Annotated in this window: 21 protein-coding genes; 20 read left to right on the top strand and 1 reads right to left on the bottom strand. The window is 35.1% G+C overall.

Annotated elements, in window-relative coordinates:
* Positions 1-65: 65 nt before the first annotated feature.
* From MKY29_RS12800 to MKY29_RS12750, 11 genes are all read left to right on the top strand, one after another.
* Positions 66-1,349, top strand: a complete 1,284-nt coding sequence (locus MKY29_RS12800) for a hypothetical protein (protein WP_340879994.1) — start codon at positions 66-68, stop codon at positions 1,347-1,349.
* Between the two features lie 65 nt (positions 1,350-1,414).
* Positions 1,415-3,109: a phage tail protein gene (locus MKY29_RS12795; RefSeq protein WP_340879993.1), complete on the top strand. Its 1,695-nt coding sequence runs from the start codon at positions 1,415-1,417 to the stop codon at positions 3,107-3,109.
* A gap of 12 nt (positions 3,110-3,121) precedes the next feature.
* Complete coding sequence (locus MKY29_RS12790) at positions 3,122-3,478, top strand: hypothetical protein (RefSeq protein WP_340879992.1); 357 nt, start codon at positions 3,122-3,124, stop codon at positions 3,476-3,478.
* A 61-nt stretch (positions 3,479-3,539) separates the two neighbouring features.
* Positions 3,540-3,839, top strand: a complete 300-nt coding sequence (locus tag MKY29_RS12785) for a hemolysin XhlA family protein (RefSeq protein ID WP_340879991.1) — start codon at positions 3,540-3,542, stop codon at positions 3,837-3,839.
* 12 nt (positions 3,840-3,851) lie between these two features.
* Positions 3,852-4,100 carry a phage holin gene (locus MKY29_RS12780; RefSeq protein ID WP_340879990.1) on the top strand — a complete coding sequence of 83 codons (249 nt, stop codon included), beginning with the start codon at positions 3,852-3,854 and terminating at the stop codon, positions 4,098-4,100.
* Position 4,101: 1 nt separating this feature from the next.
* On the top strand, positions 4,102-4,896 hold the full coding sequence (locus MKY29_RS12775) for a M15 family metallopeptidase (RefSeq protein ID WP_340879989.1): 795 nt from the start codon (positions 4,102-4,104) through the stop codon (positions 4,894-4,896).
* A gap of 105 nt (positions 4,897-5,001) precedes the next feature.
* Positions 5,002-5,328 (top strand): hypothetical protein, encoded by a 327-nt coding sequence (locus MKY29_RS12770; RefSeq protein ID WP_340879988.1) that lies wholly within the window; start codon positions 5,002-5,004, stop codon positions 5,326-5,328.
* A 134-nt stretch (positions 5,329-5,462) separates the two neighbouring features.
* Positions 5,463-5,684, top strand: coding sequence for a transcriptional regulator (locus MKY29_RS12765; protein ID WP_340879987.1), 222 nt, complete (start codon positions 5,463-5,465; stop codon positions 5,682-5,684).
* Positions 5,681-6,055 carry a YolD-like family protein gene (locus MKY29_RS12760; RefSeq protein ID WP_340879986.1) on the top strand — a complete coding sequence of 125 codons (375 nt, stop codon included), beginning with the start codon at positions 5,681-5,683 and terminating at the stop codon, positions 6,053-6,055. The genes MKY29_RS12765 and MKY29_RS12760 overlap by 4 nt, the downstream gene beginning before the upstream one ends.
* 53 nt (positions 6,056-6,108) lie before the next feature.
* A complete protein-coding gene (locus tag MKY29_RS12755; protein WP_340879985.1) occupies positions 6,109-6,411 on the top strand; it encodes a hypothetical protein in 303 nt (100 codons plus the stop codon).
* A gap of 29 nt (positions 6,412-6,440) precedes the next feature.
* Positions 6,441-6,635 (top strand): hypothetical protein, encoded by a 195-nt coding sequence (locus MKY29_RS12750; protein WP_340879984.1) that lies wholly within the window; start codon positions 6,441-6,443, stop codon positions 6,633-6,635.
* A gap of 25 nt (positions 6,636-6,660) precedes the next feature.
* Here MKY29_RS12750 and MKY29_RS12745 read toward each other — a convergent pair whose 3' ends face one another.
* Entirely contained in the window at positions 6,661-6,861 is a 201-nt protein-coding gene (locus MKY29_RS12745) for a hypothetical protein (protein ID WP_340879983.1), read from the bottom strand.
* A gap of 290 nt (positions 6,862-7,151) precedes the next feature.
* Between MKY29_RS12745 and hemW the strand changes: the two genes are divergently transcribed.
* From hemW to deoC, 9 genes are all read left to right on the top strand, one after another.
* Positions 7,152-8,285, top strand: coding sequence for a radical SAM family heme chaperone HemW (hemW, locus tag MKY29_RS12740; RefSeq protein ID WP_340879982.1), 1,134 nt, complete (start codon positions 7,152-7,154; stop codon positions 8,283-8,285).
* A gap of 95 nt (positions 8,286-8,380) precedes the next feature.
* Entirely contained in the window at positions 8,381-9,418 is a 1,038-nt protein-coding gene (gene hrcA / locus MKY29_RS12735; protein ID WP_340879981.1) for a heat-inducible transcriptional repressor HrcA, read from the top strand.
* A gap of 15 nt (positions 9,419-9,433) precedes the next feature.
* Positions 9,434-9,961: a nucleotide exchange factor GrpE gene (gene grpE, locus MKY29_RS12730; protein WP_445677875.1), complete on the top strand. Its 528-nt coding sequence runs from the start codon at positions 9,434-9,436 to the stop codon at positions 9,959-9,961.
* Between the two features lie 41 nt (positions 9,962-10,002).
* Positions 10,003-11,829, top strand: a complete 1,827-nt coding sequence (gene dnaK, locus MKY29_RS12725; protein WP_340879979.1) for a molecular chaperone DnaK — start codon at positions 10,003-10,005, stop codon at positions 11,827-11,829.
* Between the two features lie 229 nt (positions 11,830-12,058).
* Positions 12,059-13,183, top strand: a complete 1,125-nt coding sequence (dnaJ, locus tag MKY29_RS12720) for a molecular chaperone DnaJ (RefSeq protein ID WP_093496122.1) — start codon at positions 12,059-12,061, stop codon at positions 13,181-13,183.
* 14 nt (positions 13,184-13,197) lie between these two features.
* Positions 13,198-14,142, top strand: coding sequence for a 50S ribosomal protein L11 methyltransferase (gene prmA, locus MKY29_RS12715; protein ID WP_090563842.1), 945 nt, complete (start codon positions 13,198-13,200; stop codon positions 14,140-14,142).
* A gap of 11 nt (positions 14,143-14,153) precedes the next feature.
* Positions 14,154-14,894, top strand: a complete 741-nt coding sequence (locus MKY29_RS12710; RefSeq protein ID WP_093496120.1) for a 16S rRNA (uracil(1498)-N(3))-methyltransferase — start codon at positions 14,154-14,156, stop codon at positions 14,892-14,894.
* Positions 14,895-14,909: 15 nt separating this feature from the next.
* Positions 14,910-16,250 (top strand): tRNA (N(6)-L-threonylcarbamoyladenosine(37)-C(2))-methylthiotransferase MtaB, encoded by a 1,341-nt coding sequence (mtaB, locus tag MKY29_RS12705; RefSeq protein ID WP_269922984.1) that lies wholly within the window; start codon positions 14,910-14,912, stop codon positions 16,248-16,250.
* Positions 16,251-16,972: 722 nt separating this feature from the next.
* On the top strand, positions 16,973-17,644 hold the full coding sequence (gene deoC, locus MKY29_RS12700; protein ID WP_090563837.1) for a deoxyribose-phosphate aldolase: 672 nt from the start codon (positions 16,973-16,975) through the stop codon (positions 17,642-17,644).
* Positions 17,645-17,790 lie beyond the last annotated feature (146 nt).

The raw sequence follows: 17,790 nt of genomic DNA, 5'->3' as shown, positions 1-17,790 counted from the left end.
AATTAAATTGTTATCATTAATTAAATAATACAAATTAAATTTGATAACAAAGGATGTTTTAATAAATGGCAAACGTGGTAGTTATGGCTGGCTATTACTATCCATATTTCAGTCCCAATGGGAATATAATGAAAAACATTTTAGATGAATTAAAAAAAGAACATGTTGTAAAAGTTATTGCTGTTAAGAATCATTTCGGGTTGAGTAAAACCGAGGAATACGATGGATACGAGATAGTTAGAATTAACGAATTTTCAACTTGTTTCCATAACTATTTCGAAAAGAAAAAACAAAATGCTAATTTCCTTGAGAGGAATTCATATAATTTTCTATTACAAGTTAAAAGAATCTCCCTTCTATTGAGGAAGATTTCCCGTTCAACAAGTCTAGATGATTCTATTATAAAAAAACATCTAAACGCATTAGAAAAAATAAACGGCTATTTCCCGATTGATGTTGTATTACCAGTTTCTTTGCCATACGAAAGTTTTATAGCAGCTAAAGAGTTTAAAAATGCCAATTCAAATGTAAAAGTAATTCCTTTTCAATTAGATCATTTTACGGATTCTCAAACTTTGCATAACTTCGATTTTATTAAAAGATTCAGGTATAGAAAGCATATCGAAATTGAAAAAGATTGTATTAATAAATCTGACCATTACTTCATTCTTCCACAGTTGAAAGAACATTTTAATGATAAAACATTTGAGGAATTAAAAAATAAGATAACAGTATGCGAGCATCCACTATTAAAGGATATAGAAATTAAAAAAAATACTGACATGGGTTTTTCTGATAGGCACATAAATTTAGTTTATGCAGGTGCTTTGTATAAAGAAATTAGAAATCCTAAATACATGCTTGATATGTTGAAGTGCATTCCATCTGAGGAAAATATTTGTTTCAATGTATATCATTTTGGTGATTGCGATGACATTATAAATGAGTATAAGAAAGAACTTGAAGAAGGGTTACAAAATAATGGTAAGGTCACAACAGAAGAATCATTTGCGGCGATTAATAACTCCGAAGTATTAATTAGCATAGGTAATAGTATTAGCAATCAAGTGCCGAGTAAAATCTTTGAATATTTTTCTTTTGGAAAGGCAATTGTACATCTATATAATAATGACGACGATCCTTATTTGGAATTGTTAAGTAACTACCCATTGTCTTTGTGTATAAAGATGGATGAGAATAATTTAAAAGAAAACTCTAAAAGACTTCTAGAGTTTTGTAAAACGAATGCTGGTAAAACCGTTGATTTTGAAAAAGTAGAAGAGATATATTATGATGCAACTCCAAAATTTGTCGGAGCAAAGTATTCTGAGATAATTAATAGAAAATAGCAAAAATGTGTATAAGAGCGCCTAAAATGGCGTTCTTTTTTATTCACGAAAGTAGGTGATGTTATGTGTTAACCGTCACAAAAGATAATCAGACAGAAATGCTCAATCAAATACAAGGCTTTGAAATGGATGAAGAAGTGAACGGATCCCTAGTGGTGAAGTTTACTTCTTTTTCTGTTAAGAATAATCCAGGGTACGAATTAGCGAAAGAAGAGTCTATAACTAGCGTGGAAGGTTATGACTTTCGTGTTAAACAATTAAAAGAAGTTCGTACTCGTAAAGATATTACTGCAATGTCAACATTCTATGATTTAGTTGGTGTACGACAAGAAGATATTTACGGAGGTACTCGAACATTTAATGAGTTCGCAGCATTCGTATTTACTAATACAGGTTGGACGTTTTCATCCACTGATGTAAGTGGCAGTATGTTCATTGCTAACTTCGGAAATGACAATGTAATTAAACTGGTTCAAGCATTATGTGCAGCATACGAATGTGAATATAAAATAATGCCTAATAATCACATTGTATTTTCAAAGCAAATAGGCGGTGATTATGACGCTCAATACCGATTTGGTCACAATGTACAAGCACTATCTAAATCAGTAGATACCATTAATTTACGTACTAGAATTACTGGATATGGTGGTAATGGATTAAAGGTAACTTACACATCTCCAAACCATACAACTTTCGGTATTATCGATGCAGAACCAATTCATGATGATAGGTACACTACATCAGAATCTATGTTAGAACATTTGAAAAGAAACCTAATTGATTATCCAGAAGCCACATTTGAATTGGATAGTGTGGAATTGACCGATAAAGAACTAGGTGAACGTGTATGGCTTATTTACGAGCCTATGGGTATCGAGTTTCAAACAAGAGTGCTCTCGAAAAAGTCTGTCATTAGAGGGGAAAAATTAATTACTAAATCAGTGGTATTAGGTAATACAATACCACGTACTTTAGGGGATATATTAACTTCACAAAAGATTGAGATTGACGAGAATGCTAAGGAATACAGATCACGAATTGAACAGACTAACGAGCGTATTACGCTAGAGGTTGAGGCTGTTAATTCATCTATTGCAACATTGGAAATAAAAGCAGACAACATTACTCTTTCTGTTACTCAACTGGATGGAAGAATGGGGAATGCAGAGTCGTCTATTAACATTCAAGCTGGACAGATAACACAGAAGGTAGAGTTAAGTGATTTTAACGGACAAACTATTACCTCAAAAGTAGTCCAAGACCCTTATGCTATTTCTATGATGGCTCAAAACTTAAATCTGCAAGGCTTAGTTACATTCACAAATCTTAATACTCCAGGCAGTGCAGTTATCGATGGAGGAAATATTTACGGAAGTTCATTCGTGGTCGGTCGTGGTACAGGTTCCACATTAACAATGACTGCTATTGCCGGTTCTCACGTATTTAAGTCAATAGATGCTGCAGGGCTAAGAATCGAATCGAACGGATCCATGGGTTTACGTGCAAGTGGATATAATGGAGTATATGTCCCTGTTTCAGCGCTTGTTGCTCAAGCAGGATTTCGTGTAGAAGGTGGCATAAGTCAGTTCAATACAGAAGTTACAGTGAATAGTAGACTAACAGTTGCAAGTGAAATCCTAATTGGTACTAGTCCAGTTCCAAATAACACAGTTATGAATGCATCGATAAACTCGGCAATAACGCAATTAGAAAGAGACATAGTAGCATGGGCAAACGGTAAATTTGCACTTAAATAGGAGGAGATTATTATGAATTTCAACATATTAACTTACGATGGTTCTACAATAAATATACAGGGTGGTCCAGATTTAGCAGAGTTTTGTAAGCAGTTAAACAATCCTGGATTATTAACACTTTCCTTAGGAGGAGAAGTACTGTCAAAAGATTTATTTAAGATTGTTATTCCAGAAGGTGAATTAACAGGAGAGTATGAAGTCTATACAAAAGATGGAGCTGTCTACCTAACAGATATAGAAAGCTATAATGCTGATGAGATATCGGCTCAAACTAATACGATTCATGGACCGTTTATATTAATCGGAAGTGTTTTGATACAAAGGGCAAATATTAAAAGGATTAAATTAGCAACAGTACCAACAACGTAAGAGCGTTCCAATAGGAGCGTTCTTTTTTAGTACAGAGAAATAAGTGTTCAGGGGGGTAGTCATGGAGGAGATGGATAATATGGAAGTGTGGAAGAACCAAGTCCAACAGGATATTAGCGAATTAAAGAACAGTCAAGTTCATCTTAAAAATGAACAAGAAAGATTGAAGCAAGACATCCACAAACTTCAACTTTCCGATACTTTGCAAAATCAAGAAATCACGACAATTAAAGCAACTTTATCTGAAATTAAAGAAGATACAAATTGGATTAGACGGAAGATTACTGGCGCATTAATCACAGCTATTATTACTGCAGTTGTTGGTGGCATTGTGGGGATAGCAATAGCAAATATATTTTAGGAGGAAATAATAATGAATACAACTAAAAAGATGGACACAGGCACGAAGGTTCGTTCTATCGTGCTTTTTCTTGCGCTCTTAAATCAGTTCCTAGTATCAACAGGATTGAATCCAATACCTGGTTCAGAAGAATTGTGGGGAGAAGTAATATCATGGATATTCGTAGCTGTCGCTTCAATTTGGGCTTGGTTTATGAATAACTATCTTACTTGGAAAGGGAAACGTCAAAAAGAAGCATTAGAGAAACAGAGGTTGATATAATATGACTGTATCACTCGATGAATTAATCAGACGCTCAGTAAATCGCATTGGAGCCGTTCATCCTTCATTGAAGGAATATACTATTGAATTAATTAAGAGATGTTATAAAGAAGGTATTTTAGTACAAATATCATCTGGTTTCCGTTCCAATGAAGACCAGGCCTACATTTATGGTCAAGGTAGACCGAGTTATATTTGGAAGGGTAAAGTATACGGCTCAAAAGGGAGTATCGTTTCTAACGCTCCACCAGGAACGTCCATCCACAATTATGGACTAGCTATCGATTATTTCTTAGTTAGTGAAGATGGCAATAAATCATTGTGGACGGTCAATGATAAATGGAAACGTGTTGCAGCTATTGCTAAATCCATGGGCTTTGAATGGGGTGGAGATTGGAAAAGTTTGAAAGATTATCCTCATTTACAGTATAATAAAGGACTAACTATTGCCCAATTGAAGGCTGGACATAGACCTATTTTTACACCACTTAAAGCAGTTGAAAGTGTTAGTAATGATAAAATCATGTGGGGTAAGACAGAATTAAAGCCTGGTCAAATCGGCAAAGTAACGATTCTGAAACGTATTAACTTATGGCAAGATAATCCACATGAGAGCGGTAAGCTTCAAATGGTTCGTGTCCTTAATCCTGGTGAAGAATATCGTGTGTACCGATATCGTGAAGATCATGGTGGTCAATATAATGTTGGTGGCGGAATGTGGGTTACTAAGATGGACGGACATATTAAGTATGAAACTCCTTCTAAAGCTATGCTTGCTAAATTAAATAGTAAATAATATCAAGCCCTGCTCATTAAATTGAGTGGGGCTTTTTTTATTTTTAATTTAATGTACAATGTTAATAAATGTAAGTGTTTTGAAACTATAATAAGGGGGAAAATTATGGATGCAGTAGAAGCGTGGAGTATGATAATCAGTAAGTTAAAAGAGAATCAAATGGAGTTTCCAACAGTTCCAAAAACAAAAAAGGTCCCTGTTTGGTTTTTGGCGACTACAAAGGGAGATACTATCTATATAGATAAAGCAATACATCATCAGCCCTCAAGTCAAATATCAACACCTAGAAAATTAAATTATAAGGTGTTTAAAAATATATACCCTTTGTATTTAAGAAGAGAAAATGGTGACTCAATTAGTAAAGAAGCAAGGGCTATTACTGTTAATCAAGTTTACTATTTTTCACTCATTAAACATTTATGTATTATTTGATAGTACAACAAAATAATTTTTAAAATATTTATAAAAGCACTTATATTTAGGTGCTTTTTTTATTTGTCCAAAAATTACTAGTTGTAAAACGGAACAATTGTTCGTATACTAATCAAAAGAAGGAGGGAACAGATGTGCGTATAAATATTTTAAAATCCATGCAACTCAATCAAATTATTGAAATGATTTACATGAAAAATAACGGTGAAATCAGTAAGCGAAGAGTGAAGGTGTTATCTGTGGAGGGCAATACATTTAAAGCGTATTGTTTTTTACGAAATACCAAAAGGACTTTTAAAGTTGAAAATGTACTAGCATTTGTTCCCATCATACATAAGGAGCGTGCGGTGGTATGAATCACGGTTTTTATGAGGATGAGCCGATATTTGATTTGTCACGTTTACAAGACAGAGGAAGTAAGAAATGGGTAGCTATGATGCTTCCAGAACACGTAGCTTTATTAAGACAATATAGTGAAGAAATTAAAAGAGAACCTAAACCAGAATTAGACGAATGGGATTATGATGCCATTCAACATACTTTGGATGCAGCCATTAAAAGTAAAGCTGATACAAAAATTAAAAGATGGATAAATGGAGGATTTATATACAACAGAGGAACGGTAGAAAGTGTGAATTTGCAGAAGCGAGAAATCGAATTGAAAGATCCTTTTTATTTATTATCATTAAAGCTTGATGAAATAGTAGACGTAACTATAATGGACTAAAAGAAGGACTTCCCCTTTAAATGTGGAATAAGAAATAAAAGGGGGAAGAAGCAATGTTAAATATAAATTTACCGGTAGAGCTTGAATCAATGGAATTAATTCAATTAATAGAAAGTCCTGTAGTTGAAAATTTAGGGATACTAATTATGGGAGAAGGCATGAATGGTATTCCTAACATTAGATTTTATGAATTAGAGAATATTGAGAATGTTTTTGAAGTTAAAAAGGAACTACAAACATTTACTTTTCGTAGTTCAGCTGATGCAATGACATTTGTGGATCATTTACCAGATATGTCAGCACTAGAATTAATATTGATGATGCGTACAGATAATAAAAATAAAATCTTGCAGTAAAGTTTAAATGTTGTAATGGAGTGAGTAATTTGGAAAAAATAAAAGAAATAGAACTAGATAAGAAACTTGATATGATGATTGAAAAATACTCTAAAGAATCTGTTAGGGAATTCTTGGAGTGGTTACTAAACATGCCAGAAGCAGAGCTAAATGCAACGGCTGAACTATGTGAGTTAATTGATCGCGTTGAAGTGAATAAGAAATATGAAAACCACCAACCATAAAATCATGGATGGTGGTTGTTTGTTCTTAATACCAACTACCTTTATTTGTGTAGTGGTACCATTCGTGTTTATAGTAAACCTTTAGATATTTATTCTTATGATTTACTACGACTTTTACTATGTTCTCCAGCGAATGTTTTTCCTTTTCTTCTGGTGACATTGTTTTAATATGTTTACCGTGTACAGTTAATAGAAGTAATTTCATATTTGCTGATAGTTTTTTCATTAATTACGCTCCTTTTTAAGGTTGCCACCATCTTGCCACCGATTTCGGTGGCAACAACAGATATATTCTAGATTATATAGAGATACAACAAGTTAAAAATACTCTTATAAACGCATATTTCTTAAAGGTTTGTTAGATTCAATAAAATAAGATACAATACATTAGGATAATGCAAACCCATATGAAGCATTCATGGCCGTTCTAAAGATGGACGAGCCAAATAAATAAAAGTAAAAGAGGGGGCACTAGTAGCCTCCTTTTTCCTTTATGGAAAGAAAGTAGGGATAGTTATGGTACGAGGCGTATATATACATATTCCTTTTTGTCATCAAATATGTAATTACTGCGATTTCAATAAATTTTTCTTTCAAAATCAACCTGTAGATGAATATATTGAGTCTCTTGGAAAAGAAATGTCGTTATGGCAAAACGATGCAGAACCAGCTAAAATTGATACAATATTTATTGGTGGTGGAACTCCGACTTCTTTAACGGTAGAGCAATTAGATCGATTACTATCATTAATTCATAAACATATACCAATGGAACATGTAACGGAGTTTACGTCTGAGGCAAATCCGGATGAATTAACACTTGAAAAAATGCAGTTAATGCGTAAATATGGCGTAAATCGTTTAAGTATGGGTGTTCAAACCTTTGATCAAGATCTATTAAAAGTTTTAGGAAGAACTCATTCTAATGATCATGTTTATGAAGTTATAGAATATGCCAAACAAACTGAATTCCCATCAATTAGTATTGATTTGATGTATGGTCTTCCCAACCAAACGATGGAACAATGGAAAGCATCCTTACAGGAAGCGTTCCGCTTAAAAATACCCCATATATCTGCCTATTCACTTTTAGTAGAACCAAAAACGATTTTTTATAATTTACTATCCAAAGGTAAGCTATCTCTTCCTGGTGAAGACTTAGAGGCAGAAATGTATAGCTATTTATTAGAAGAAATGAAAAATCATGGTTATACTCAATATGAAATTAGTAACTTCGCATATGAGGGGAAAGAATCGAAGCATAATTTACTGTATTGGAACAATGATGAATATATAGGTTTAGGTGCTGGTGCTCATGGATATGTGAACGGTGTAAGATATTCAAATCATGGACCGTTAAAAAAGTATATGCAAACAATCGATTTAGGGGAAAAACCTCTTATGATGCAAAAAGAAGTAACAAAAGTGGAAAAAATGGAAGAAGAAATGTTTCTTGGTTTAAGAAAGAATGAGGGAGTATCACTAGAAAAGTTTGAGGGAAGATATGGTATCACACTTCATGATATTTACGGAAAAGAACTAGATGAATTACTTCAAAAGGAATTAATAATCATTCAAGATAATTTTGTGAGGCTTACTACACGGGGAAGATTTATTGGAAATGAAGTGTTTCAATATTTCCTGAGATAATTAAAGCTAAATCGTTGACAGTTTTCTGTAGATTTGATAAGTTTTATATGAGTATTAGCACTCTCTTTGAGTGAGTGCTAACAGAGGTGATAATCATGCTAACAAACAGGCAATTATTAATATTGCAAGTAACGGTAGATGATTTTATCGAAACCGCTCAACCAGTTGGATCTCGTCAGCTTTCGAAAAAGGAGGAAGTACCATTTAGTCCTGCTACTATTCGAAACGAAATGGCAGATTTAGAAGAAATGGGCTTTTTAGAAAAAACGCATACTTCGTCTGGTCGCGTGCCTTCACAAAAAGGCTACCGTTATTATGTCGATAATATGTTAACTCCACAAAGAATTTCGCAAAATGAGATAAAACAAATTCGTTCTATTTTTGAAGAACGAAAGGTGGAGACGGAGCAAATAATTCGTAAATCCGCTGAAATAATATCGGAACTAACGAATTATACCTCTATTATGTTAGGTTTAGATGTGAGGAAACATCGTGTTAAACGTTTTTCCATTGTACCACTATCAAGCGATTCTGCAGTAGCTATAATTGTTACTGACAGTGGTCATGTAGAAAATCGTATATTTTCTATTCCTGAAAATTTTCATGCATCAGATATCGAACGTATGATCAATTTGATCAACGAACGGTTGGTTGGCGTATATTTGCATGAGCTACCTGCAATGCTTGAGACAGTCACCACGACAGTTTTGCATCAAAACAACGGTCGTCTAAATCATCTTTTTGGATCGCTTAACCAAGCATTGACTATTGAGCATGAAGACAAAGTGTATTATGGTGGTAAGCTGCAAATATTAAACCAACCAGAATTCAATGATGTAGAAAAAGCACGAAGTATTATGAATTGGATGGATCATGTAAACCAAATTCCAGATATTTTTCATTTAGATAAAAAAGGCATTCAAATTAGGATTGGCTCAGAAAATAATGACCTTGCCATGGAAGGTTGTAGTGTTATTACTGCATCATATGGCATCGGTAAAGAACAGATGGGTTCGATTGCAATTATTGGTCCAACCCGGATGGACTATCGGAGAGTCGTATCATTGCTAGATATTATGAGTGGTGATTTATCTAGAGAATTATCTAGGATATTACATGGACATCATGGATAAGGAGAGTTGCATACCGTGTCGGAAATCAAAGATGAAAAATTAGAAGAGCAAGAAGTAGAAAATACCTCTGAAGAGCCTGAACAGGTTGAAGAAGTAGACGAACTAACACTTGCTAAACAGCAAGTAGAAGAAGAACAAGATAAACTAATTCGATTGAGAGCAGACTTCGAGAATTATAAACGTCGAGTACAGTTAGATAAAGCATCTGATCACAAATACAGAGCACAATCTGTTTTAATGGATATATTACCAGTGCTTGATAACTTTGAAAGAGCTCTTGCAGTTGAAACAACTTCAGAGGAAGCAACTTCATTAGTTAAAGGAGTGGATATGGTTTACCGCACTTTACTAGAGGCTGTTAAAAAAGAAGGTTTGGAACAAATTGAAGCAGAAGGTGTTGCATTTGACCCGAACTTCCACCAAGCAGTTATGCAAGAACAAGATGACTCAAAAGAATCAGGAATTGTGCTTCAAGAGTTGCAAAAAGGGTACAAGTTAAAAGATCGCGTATTAAGACCTTCAATGGTCAAAGTAAATGAATAAATGATATAAATATTCCAGTTATTTATTAGGAGGAAAACTAAATGTCTAAAATTATTGGTATTGACTTAGGAACAACAAACTCATGTGTATCTGTATTAGAAGGTGGAGAACCAAAAGTAATTCCAAATCCAGAAGGTAATCGTACTACTCCATCAGTAGTTGCCTTTAAAAATGGCGAAAAACAAGTAGGGGAAGTTGCAAAACGTCAATCTATTACAAATGCTAATACAATTGCATCTGTTAAGCGTTTAATGGGTACAAACGAAAAAGTTAGCGCTGAAGGAAAAGAATATACACCACAAGAAGTTTCAGCAATGATTCTTCAATACTTAAAAGGTTTTGCAGAAGAATACTTAGGTGAAAAAGTAACGAAAGCAGTAATTACAGTTCCTGCTTACTTTAATGATGCAGAACGTCAAGCTACTAAAGATGCTGGTCGTATCGCTGGTCTTGAAGTAGAACGTATTATCAACGAACCAACTGCTGCTGCACTTGCATATGGTTTAGATAAAATGGACCACGATGAAAAAATTCTAGTTTATGATCTTGGTGGAGGTACATTTGACGTATCTATCCTTGAACTAGGAGATGGCGTATTTGAAGTACTAGCAACTGCTGGTGATAACCGTCTTGGTGGAGATGACTTTGACCAAGTATTAATGGATTATTTAGTACAAGAATTCAAAAAAGAAAATGGTATCGACTTATCTAAAGATAAGATGGCAGTTCAACGTCTAAAGGATGCTGCTGAAAAAGCGAAAAAAGATTTGTCTGGTGTAACATCAACTCAAATCTCACTTCCGTTCATCACTGCAGGAGAAGCTGGACCACTTCACTTAGAAGTTACAATGACTCGTGCAAAATTTGACGATTTAACTGCTTCATTAGTTGAACGTACAATGGTACCTACTCGTCAAGCGATGAAAGATGCTGGATTATCTGCTTCTCAAATCGATAAAGTAATCCTTGTTGGTGGATCTACTCGTATCCCAGCAGTACAAGACGCTATTAAAAAAGAAACTGGCAAAGAACCACATAAAGGTGTAAACCCAGATGAAGTAGTAGCTATGGGAGCTGCTGTACAAGGTGGAGTATTAACTGGAGATGTAAAAGACGTTGTACTTCTTGACGTAACACCACTTTCTTTAGGTATTGAAACAATGGGTGGCGTATTTACTAAACTAATTGAACGTAATACAACAATCCCTACTTCAAAATCACAAACATTCTCAACAGCGGCAGATAACCAGCCTGCAGTAGATATTCATGTACTTCAAGGTGAACGCCCGATGTCAGCGGACAATAAAACACTTGGACGCTTCCAGCTAGCGGATATTCCACCAGCACCACGTGGTGTTCCACAAATTGAAGTAACATTTGATATCGATAAAAATGGTATTGTAAATGTTAAAGCAAAAGATCTAGGGACACAAAAAGAACAAAATATCACAATCCAATCTAACTCTTCACTTTCTGACGAAGAAATCGAGCGTATGGTAAAAGAAGCAGAAGCTAATGCAGAAGCGGATAAAGTACGTAAAGAAGAAGCAGAAGTGAAAAATGAAGCGGATCAATTAGTATTCATGACTGAAAAAACATTAAAAGATCTAGAAGATAAAGTATCAGTAGAAGAGAAAAAATCTGCTGAAGATGCAAAAGAAGAGTTAAAAGCTGCTTTAGAAGCTGGAAACTTAGAAGATATCAAAACGAAAAAAGATAAACTAAATGAAATTGTTCAACAGCTTACAATGAAATTGTATGAACAAGCGCAAGCGGATGCTGCAGCTAATGCAGAACAAGCTGGTCCTTCTGATGACGGTGTAGTAGATGCAGAATTTGAAGAAGTAAACGACGATAAAGACAAGTAAGATTGTTTAAGTGTCGGTAAGCAAAAAGTCAAAGACCGGTTCCGGCTTTGGCTTTTCTTACTGTATAGGAAAAATGAATGCTGCGCTAACTTCGAAAAATGAAAGTGCATTGAAGTAGAAATAAACATAAATTAATTTGAATGATTAAATTTTCAAAGTTTTGCTATTAGGAATTTGAACATGGTACAATTATTTCTATGTGCAAGTTAACAGAGCAGGAGAGTGAAAGATGAATAAACGTGATTATTATGAGGTTCTTGGTATTTCTAAGAGCGCAACTCAAGACGAGATAAAAAAAGCATATCGTAAGCTTTCGAAACAATTTCACCCAGATATTAACAAAGAAGCTGGTGCAGAGGATAAGTTTAAAGAAATTTCCGAAGCATATGAAGTACTAAGTGATGAGCAAAAACGTTCATCTTATGATCAGTTTGGTCATGCTGGTCCTAACCAAGGGTTTGGCGGCTTCGGTGGAAGTGCTGATGGATTCGGATTTGAAGATATCTTTAGTTCATTCTTTGGTGGTGGCGGAGGTTCTAGGCGACGTGATCCTAACGCCCCAAGAAAAGGGAATGATCTTCAGTATTCGATGACTATTGAGTTTGAAGAAGCAGTGTTTGGAAAAGAAAAAGAAATTGAAGTTTCTAAAGAAGAAAATTGTGAAACATGTTCTGGATCAGGTGCAAAACCTGGTACAAAACCAGAAAAATGTTCACATTGTAACGGACTTGGTCAAGTGAATGTTACCCAAGATACTCCATTTGGTCGAGTACAAACAAAACGGGCATGTAATCACTGTCAAGGAACAGGTAACATTATTAAAGATAAATGTGCTACTTGTCACGGTAAAGGGACAGTTAATAAACGCAAAAAAATTAAAGTTACAATTCCAGCTGGTGTTGATGATGGTCAACAGCTACGTGTAAGCGGCCAAGGTGAACCTGGAGTAAACGGTGGACCAGCAGGTGATTTATATATCGTCTTCCGTGTAAAAGCAGATCCACGTTTTGAACGCGACGGCGACGATATTTATTACGAATTACCTTTAACATACGCCCAAGCAGCTCTAGGTGATGAAATTGAAGTTCCAACAGTACAAGGTAAAGTAAAACTTAAGATCCCAGCTGGAACTCAATCGCAAGCGAATTTCCGTTTAAAAGGAAAGGGTATAAAAAATGTTCATGGCTATGGTGTTGGAGATCAGCATGTAATAGTTAAAGTGGTTACTCCGAAAAAGTTAACAGAAAAACAAAAGCAATTATTACGTGAATTTGCTGAAATTAGTGGAGATATTCCAGAAGAGCAAGGCAGTTCATTATTTGATAAGATCAAAAAGACATTAAAAGGCGAATAAAGGAGTTGGCGCAAGTGAAATGGTCTGAACTATCCATCCATACTACAAATGAAGCGGTTGAAGCGGTAAGTAATATTTTGCATGAAGCTGGTGCAAGTGGTGTAGTTATCGAAGACTCGGAAGAATTAGGAAGAGAACGAGAAGATGTATTTGGTGAAATTTACAGCTTAAACCCAAATGATTTTCCGGTAGATGGCGTACGCGTAAAAGCTTATTTAGCTGAAACGAGTTTTTTATTAGAAACAATGGAAGAGATCAAACTTGCTATCAACAATTTAACAAAATTCAATATAGATCTAGGTCATAACGTTATAACAGTTCAAGAAGTCGACGAAGAGGATTGGGCTACTGCTTGGAAAAAGTATTACCATCCTGTTAAAATTTCTAATCGATTTACTATTGTGCCGACTTGGGAAGATTATGAACGGGTGACCACTGACGAATTGATCATCGAACTTGATCCTGGAATGGCGTTTGGAACAGGAACTCATCCAACAACAGTTATGTGTCTTCAAGCATTAGAGAAAACTGTCCAGACAGCATCAAGTGTTATCGATGTAGGAACAGGCTCTGGAGTTCTTTCTATTGGTGCTGCGAAACTAGGAGCTTCTAAGATTCATGCCCTAGATTTAGATGAAGTGGCTGTTAGATCTGCTATTGAAAATATTGCCTTAAACAAAGTAGACGACATTGTTCAAGTAACACATGGCAATCTTTTAGATAATGTGAATGAACAAGCGGACATTGTAGTGGCAAATATATTAGCAGAAATCATCATGACATTTACCGATGATGCATTTACGATTGTAAAAGAAGGTGGATTATTTATTACTTCCGGAATTATAGCGACGAAAAAGGAAGATGTAAAAGATTCTTTACAACAAGCGGGATTTGAAATCGAGGAAGTTATGATGATGGAAGATTGGGTTACAATCATTTCTAGAAAACCTGTTAACTAAAGGAGATTGTCATGCAACGTTATTTTACAAATGAACCTATAAGTGAGAATAATACGGTGACAATTACCGGAGATGACGCGCATCATATGATTCAGGTGATGCGCATGTCACCGGGTGATCAAGTTTTTGTTGTTACAAATAACCAAACGTATACGATGGAAATTATAGAAGGCACTTCAAAATCAGTCCATCTAACAGTAAAAGAAATGTTAGCCAATACCAATGAAATGCCAAAGAAAGTATCACTTGTTTGCGGTCTTCCAAAAGGAGACAAGCTAGAATTGATTACTCAAAAGGCAACGGAACTGGGTATGTATGAATTATTTCCATATGAAGCAAAAAGATCTATCGTAAAATGGGATAAGTCCAAAAACGAGAAGAAGGTAGCGAGATTACAAAAGATTGCGAAGGAAGCAGCTGAGCAATCTCATCGTTCTACTATTCCACAAATACATAATCCAATCTCTTTAAAAGAGTTGGTAGAAATATCTAAAACATTCGATGTAAAATTTGTAGCGGATGAAGAAGATGCAAAAATTCAGGAACGACAAAAGTTTGCTGAACAATTAAAAAAAGTGTATGATAAACAATCGATACTTATCGTATTTGGTCCGGAAGGTGGACTAGATCGAGCAGAGATAAAGCTATTATTAGAAAATGATTTTCAGACAATTGCGCTAGGACCTAGGATTCTTCGAACTGAAACTGCACCGTTATATGCGCTGTCAGCAATTTCTTATGAATTTGAATGAAAGAGGTGTGAGAACTTGTCATCCGTTGCATTCCATACGTTAGGTTGTAAAGTAAATCACTATGAAACTGAAGCTATTTGGCAATTATTTAAAGAAAATGGGTATAGTCGTACTGAATTTGAAAAACAATCAGATGTCTATGTTATAAATACGTGTACTGTAACGAATACTGGAGACAAAAAAAGTCGTCAAGTGATTCGTCGTGCCGTTCGCCAAAACCCAGATGCAGTTATTTGTGTAACTGGTTGTTATGCACAAACCTCTCCTGCAGAAATAATGGCAATACCAGGAGTAGATATTGTCGTGGGAACACAGGAACGCACCAAAATGTTAGATTATATTGAACAGTATAAAACTGAACGTAAACCGATCAATGCTGTAGGAAATATTATGAAAAATCGAGTTTATGAAGAATTAGATGTACCAACTTTCACAGACAGAACTCGTGCATCCTTAAAAATTCAAGAAGGCTGTAATAATTTCTGTACTTTTTGTATTATCCCTTGGGCTCGTGGTCTTATGCGTTCAAGAGATCCTGAAGAAGTAGTTAGACAGGCACAACAATTAGTTGATGCAGGTTATTTGGAAATAGTTCTAACTGGTATCCATACTGGTGGATACGGTGAAGATTTAAAGGATTATAATCTAGCTCAACTATTAAGAGATATTGAAAACAACGTCAAAGGTTTAAAAAGACTTCGCATTAGTTCGATTGAAGCAAGCCAATTATCTGACGAAGTAATCGATGTCTTAAGAGATTCTAAAATTGTAGTAAGACATTTGCATATTCCTATTCAATCTGGTTCAGATACCGTGTTGAAAAGAATGCGTAGAAAATATACTATGGAGTTTTTTGCGAATCGATTAGATCGTTTAAGAGAGGCGTTGCCAGATCTTGCTATTACTTCGGATGTTATTGTTGGCTTCCCAGGTGAAACAGAGGAAGAATTTATGGAGACGTTTAACTTTATTCGTGACCAAAAATTCTCCGAGCTACATGTATTTCCATACTCTAAACGTACTGGAACACCAGCTGCAAGAATGGATAACCAAGTAGATGAGGACGTAAAGAATGAACGTGTCCATCGTTTAATCACTTTAAATGATCAATTAGCTGTAGAGTATGCTTCTAAATTTGAAGGCGAAGTACTTGAAATTATTCCTGAAGAATCTTATAAGCTAGATTCAGCATCTAATATGGTAGAAGGTTATTCAGACAATTACTTAAAGGTTGTTATCCCAGGTTCAGAGGATTTAATCGGAAAGTTAGTACGCGTGAAAATCACAAAAGCTGGATATCCATACAATGAAGGACAATTCGTAAGGATACTAGATGAAGTAGCAGAATTAGTATAAAGCTGAAACCGGTGAAATTATTTCACCGGTTTTTTTTGAAAAAAAAAAGAAGAAAAAGTGTTAATAATTCTCACTTGATTACTGGTTTCTTGATAATTAAACAAATCATACCGCTGAGATTTCCGCAAGCTTTGCTTCAGCCTCCTCGTCGCTTCGAAAACATATGCTCCTGTGATTACTCGTCGGGAAGACATTGGCCAAAGAAAGTTCGACCAATGTCTTTCCTGCGGGTTCTTCAGCTCAAGCTATTTCCGGCTGGAGTCGCCGCCTTGCGCTCCAATCAATTTAGTGAGTAGTTATTAACTATAAGATTGGGCATAATTAGTATTCTAAACATTATGAAATAAAATAGGTAAATAATGCGAGATATCATAATCATTTACTTGCAGAAAGGAAACTTATTACAAATATGCATCTAGTCCAAAATGCAAATGATCCGTAATTTTAGAAAGGTATTTTTTCGAATCAGCAGTCACTAGGATGTGCGCCTTCCAAGCCGCAAGAGCGCGAAGAATGAGATTCAAAAAGGATGAAGAGCGATAGCGACACATCCTAGAAGGCTCATGCGTAGCGTGCGGCAAGCTCACATCCGTCTAGAGAATACCATTATTAATAATTACTTTATCTTGAATTTCTTGCTTAAAAAATGTAATCTACTTGCGCTTTTCATCTTATTAAGAGTATTATTAAGAGGTACGTACATCTTGAAAGGGGAATAACAAATGACTGAAAATATTGCAGCATTAATAGATCATACTTTACTTAAACAAGACGCAACTAAAAACCAAATCGAAAAATTATGTGAGGAAGCTAAAACGTATAATTTTGCATCGGTATGTGTTAACCCTACTTGGGTAAATTTAAGTGCATCGCTACTAAAAGAAAGTCCAGTAAAGGTTTGTACTGTTATCGGATTCCCTTTAGGTGCAAGTACATCAGCAGTTAAAGCGTTTGAAACTACTAATGCTATTGAAAATGGTGCAGATGAAATTGATATGGTATTAAATGTTGGTGCATTGAAAGACCAAGATTATAACTTAGTACAAAAAGATATCGAAGCCGTAGTAACTGCAGCAAAAGACAAGGCAATTGTTAAAGTTATTTTAGAAACTTGTTTATTAACAAATGAAGAAATTATTAAAGCTAGTGAATTATCTAAAGCTGCAGGTGCAGACTTTGTGAAAACATCAACCGGTTTTTCAACTGGAGGAGCAACAATAGAAGCGGTAAAACTAATGCGCGAAACTGTTGGGCCAAACTTAGGAGTGAAAGCTTCTGGTGGTGTTCGAAATCTAGCTGATGTTGAGGCGATGGTTAAAGTGGGAGCGACAAGAATTGGTGCAAGTTCTGGAGTAGAAATTGTAAAAGGATTAGAAAGTAAATCTGATTATTAATTAACTCCTTGCTGTATTGCTTGAAGATTTTTAACTGAGCTTTAACCAGAGTTATGAGGGTCTGGTAGCTATTGGCGGATAAGATACGACCTACCTAGGGCTAACATCTTTAGTTATAAAACCTTTCAGATCTTCTGAAGGATTTA

This window comes from Psychrobacillus sp. FSL K6-2365, from assembly GCF_038003165.1.
In the GTDB taxonomy this organism is placed as follows: domain Bacteria; phylum Bacillota; class Bacilli; order Bacillales_A; family Planococcaceae; genus Psychrobacillus; species Psychrobacillus psychrodurans.
This window is presented reverse-complemented; position numbering and strand designations above follow the sequence as displayed.

Coding starts and splice junctions, on each gene's coding strand:
- MKY29_RS12775 (WP_340879989.1), top strand. CDS start 4,102: ATGACTGTATCACTCGATGAATTAATCAGACGCTCAGTAAATCGCATT.
- dnaK (WP_340879979.1), top strand. CDS start 10,003: ATGTCTAAAATTATTGGTATTGACTTAGGAACAACAAACTCATGTGTA.
- MKY29_RS12770 (WP_340879988.1), top strand. CDS start 5,002: ATGGATGCAGTAGAAGCGTGGAGTATGATAATCAGTAAGTTAAAAGAG.
- MKY29_RS12760 (WP_340879986.1), top strand. CDS start 5,681: ATGAATCACGGTTTTTATGAGGATGAGCCGATATTTGATTTGTCACGT.
- MKY29_RS12755 (WP_340879985.1), top strand. CDS start 6,109: ATGTTAAATATAAATTTACCGGTAGAGCTTGAATCAATGGAATTAATT.
- deoC (WP_090563837.1), top strand. CDS start 16,973: ATGACTGAAAATATTGCAGCATTAATAGATCATACTTTACTTAAACAA.
- MKY29_RS12745 (WP_340879983.1), bottom strand. CDS start 6,861: ATGAAAAAACTATCAGCAAATATGAAATTACTTCTATTAACTGTACAC.
- dnaJ (WP_093496122.1), top strand. CDS start 12,059: ATGAATAAACGTGATTATTATGAGGTTCTTGGTATTTCTAAGAGCGCA.
- MKY29_RS12785 (WP_340879991.1), top strand. CDS start 3,540: ATGGAGGAGATGGATAATATGGAAGTGTGGAAGAACCAAGTCCAACAG.
- hrcA (WP_340879981.1), top strand. CDS start 8,381: ATGCTAACAAACAGGCAATTATTAATATTGCAAGTAACGGTAGATGAT.
- hemW (WP_340879982.1), top strand. CDS start 7,152: ATGGTACGAGGCGTATATATACATATTCCTTTTTGTCATCAAATATGT.
- MKY29_RS12800 (WP_340879994.1), top strand. CDS start 66: ATGGCAAACGTGGTAGTTATGGCTGGCTATTACTATCCATATTTCAGT.
- MKY29_RS12790 (WP_340879992.1), top strand. CDS start 3,122: ATGAATTTCAACATATTAACTTACGATGGTTCTACAATAAATATACAG.
- MKY29_RS12710 (WP_093496120.1), top strand. CDS start 14,154: ATGCAACGTTATTTTACAAATGAACCTATAAGTGAGAATAATACGGTG.
- MKY29_RS12780 (WP_340879990.1), top strand. CDS start 3,852: ATGAATACAACTAAAAAGATGGACACAGGCACGAAGGTTCGTTCTATC.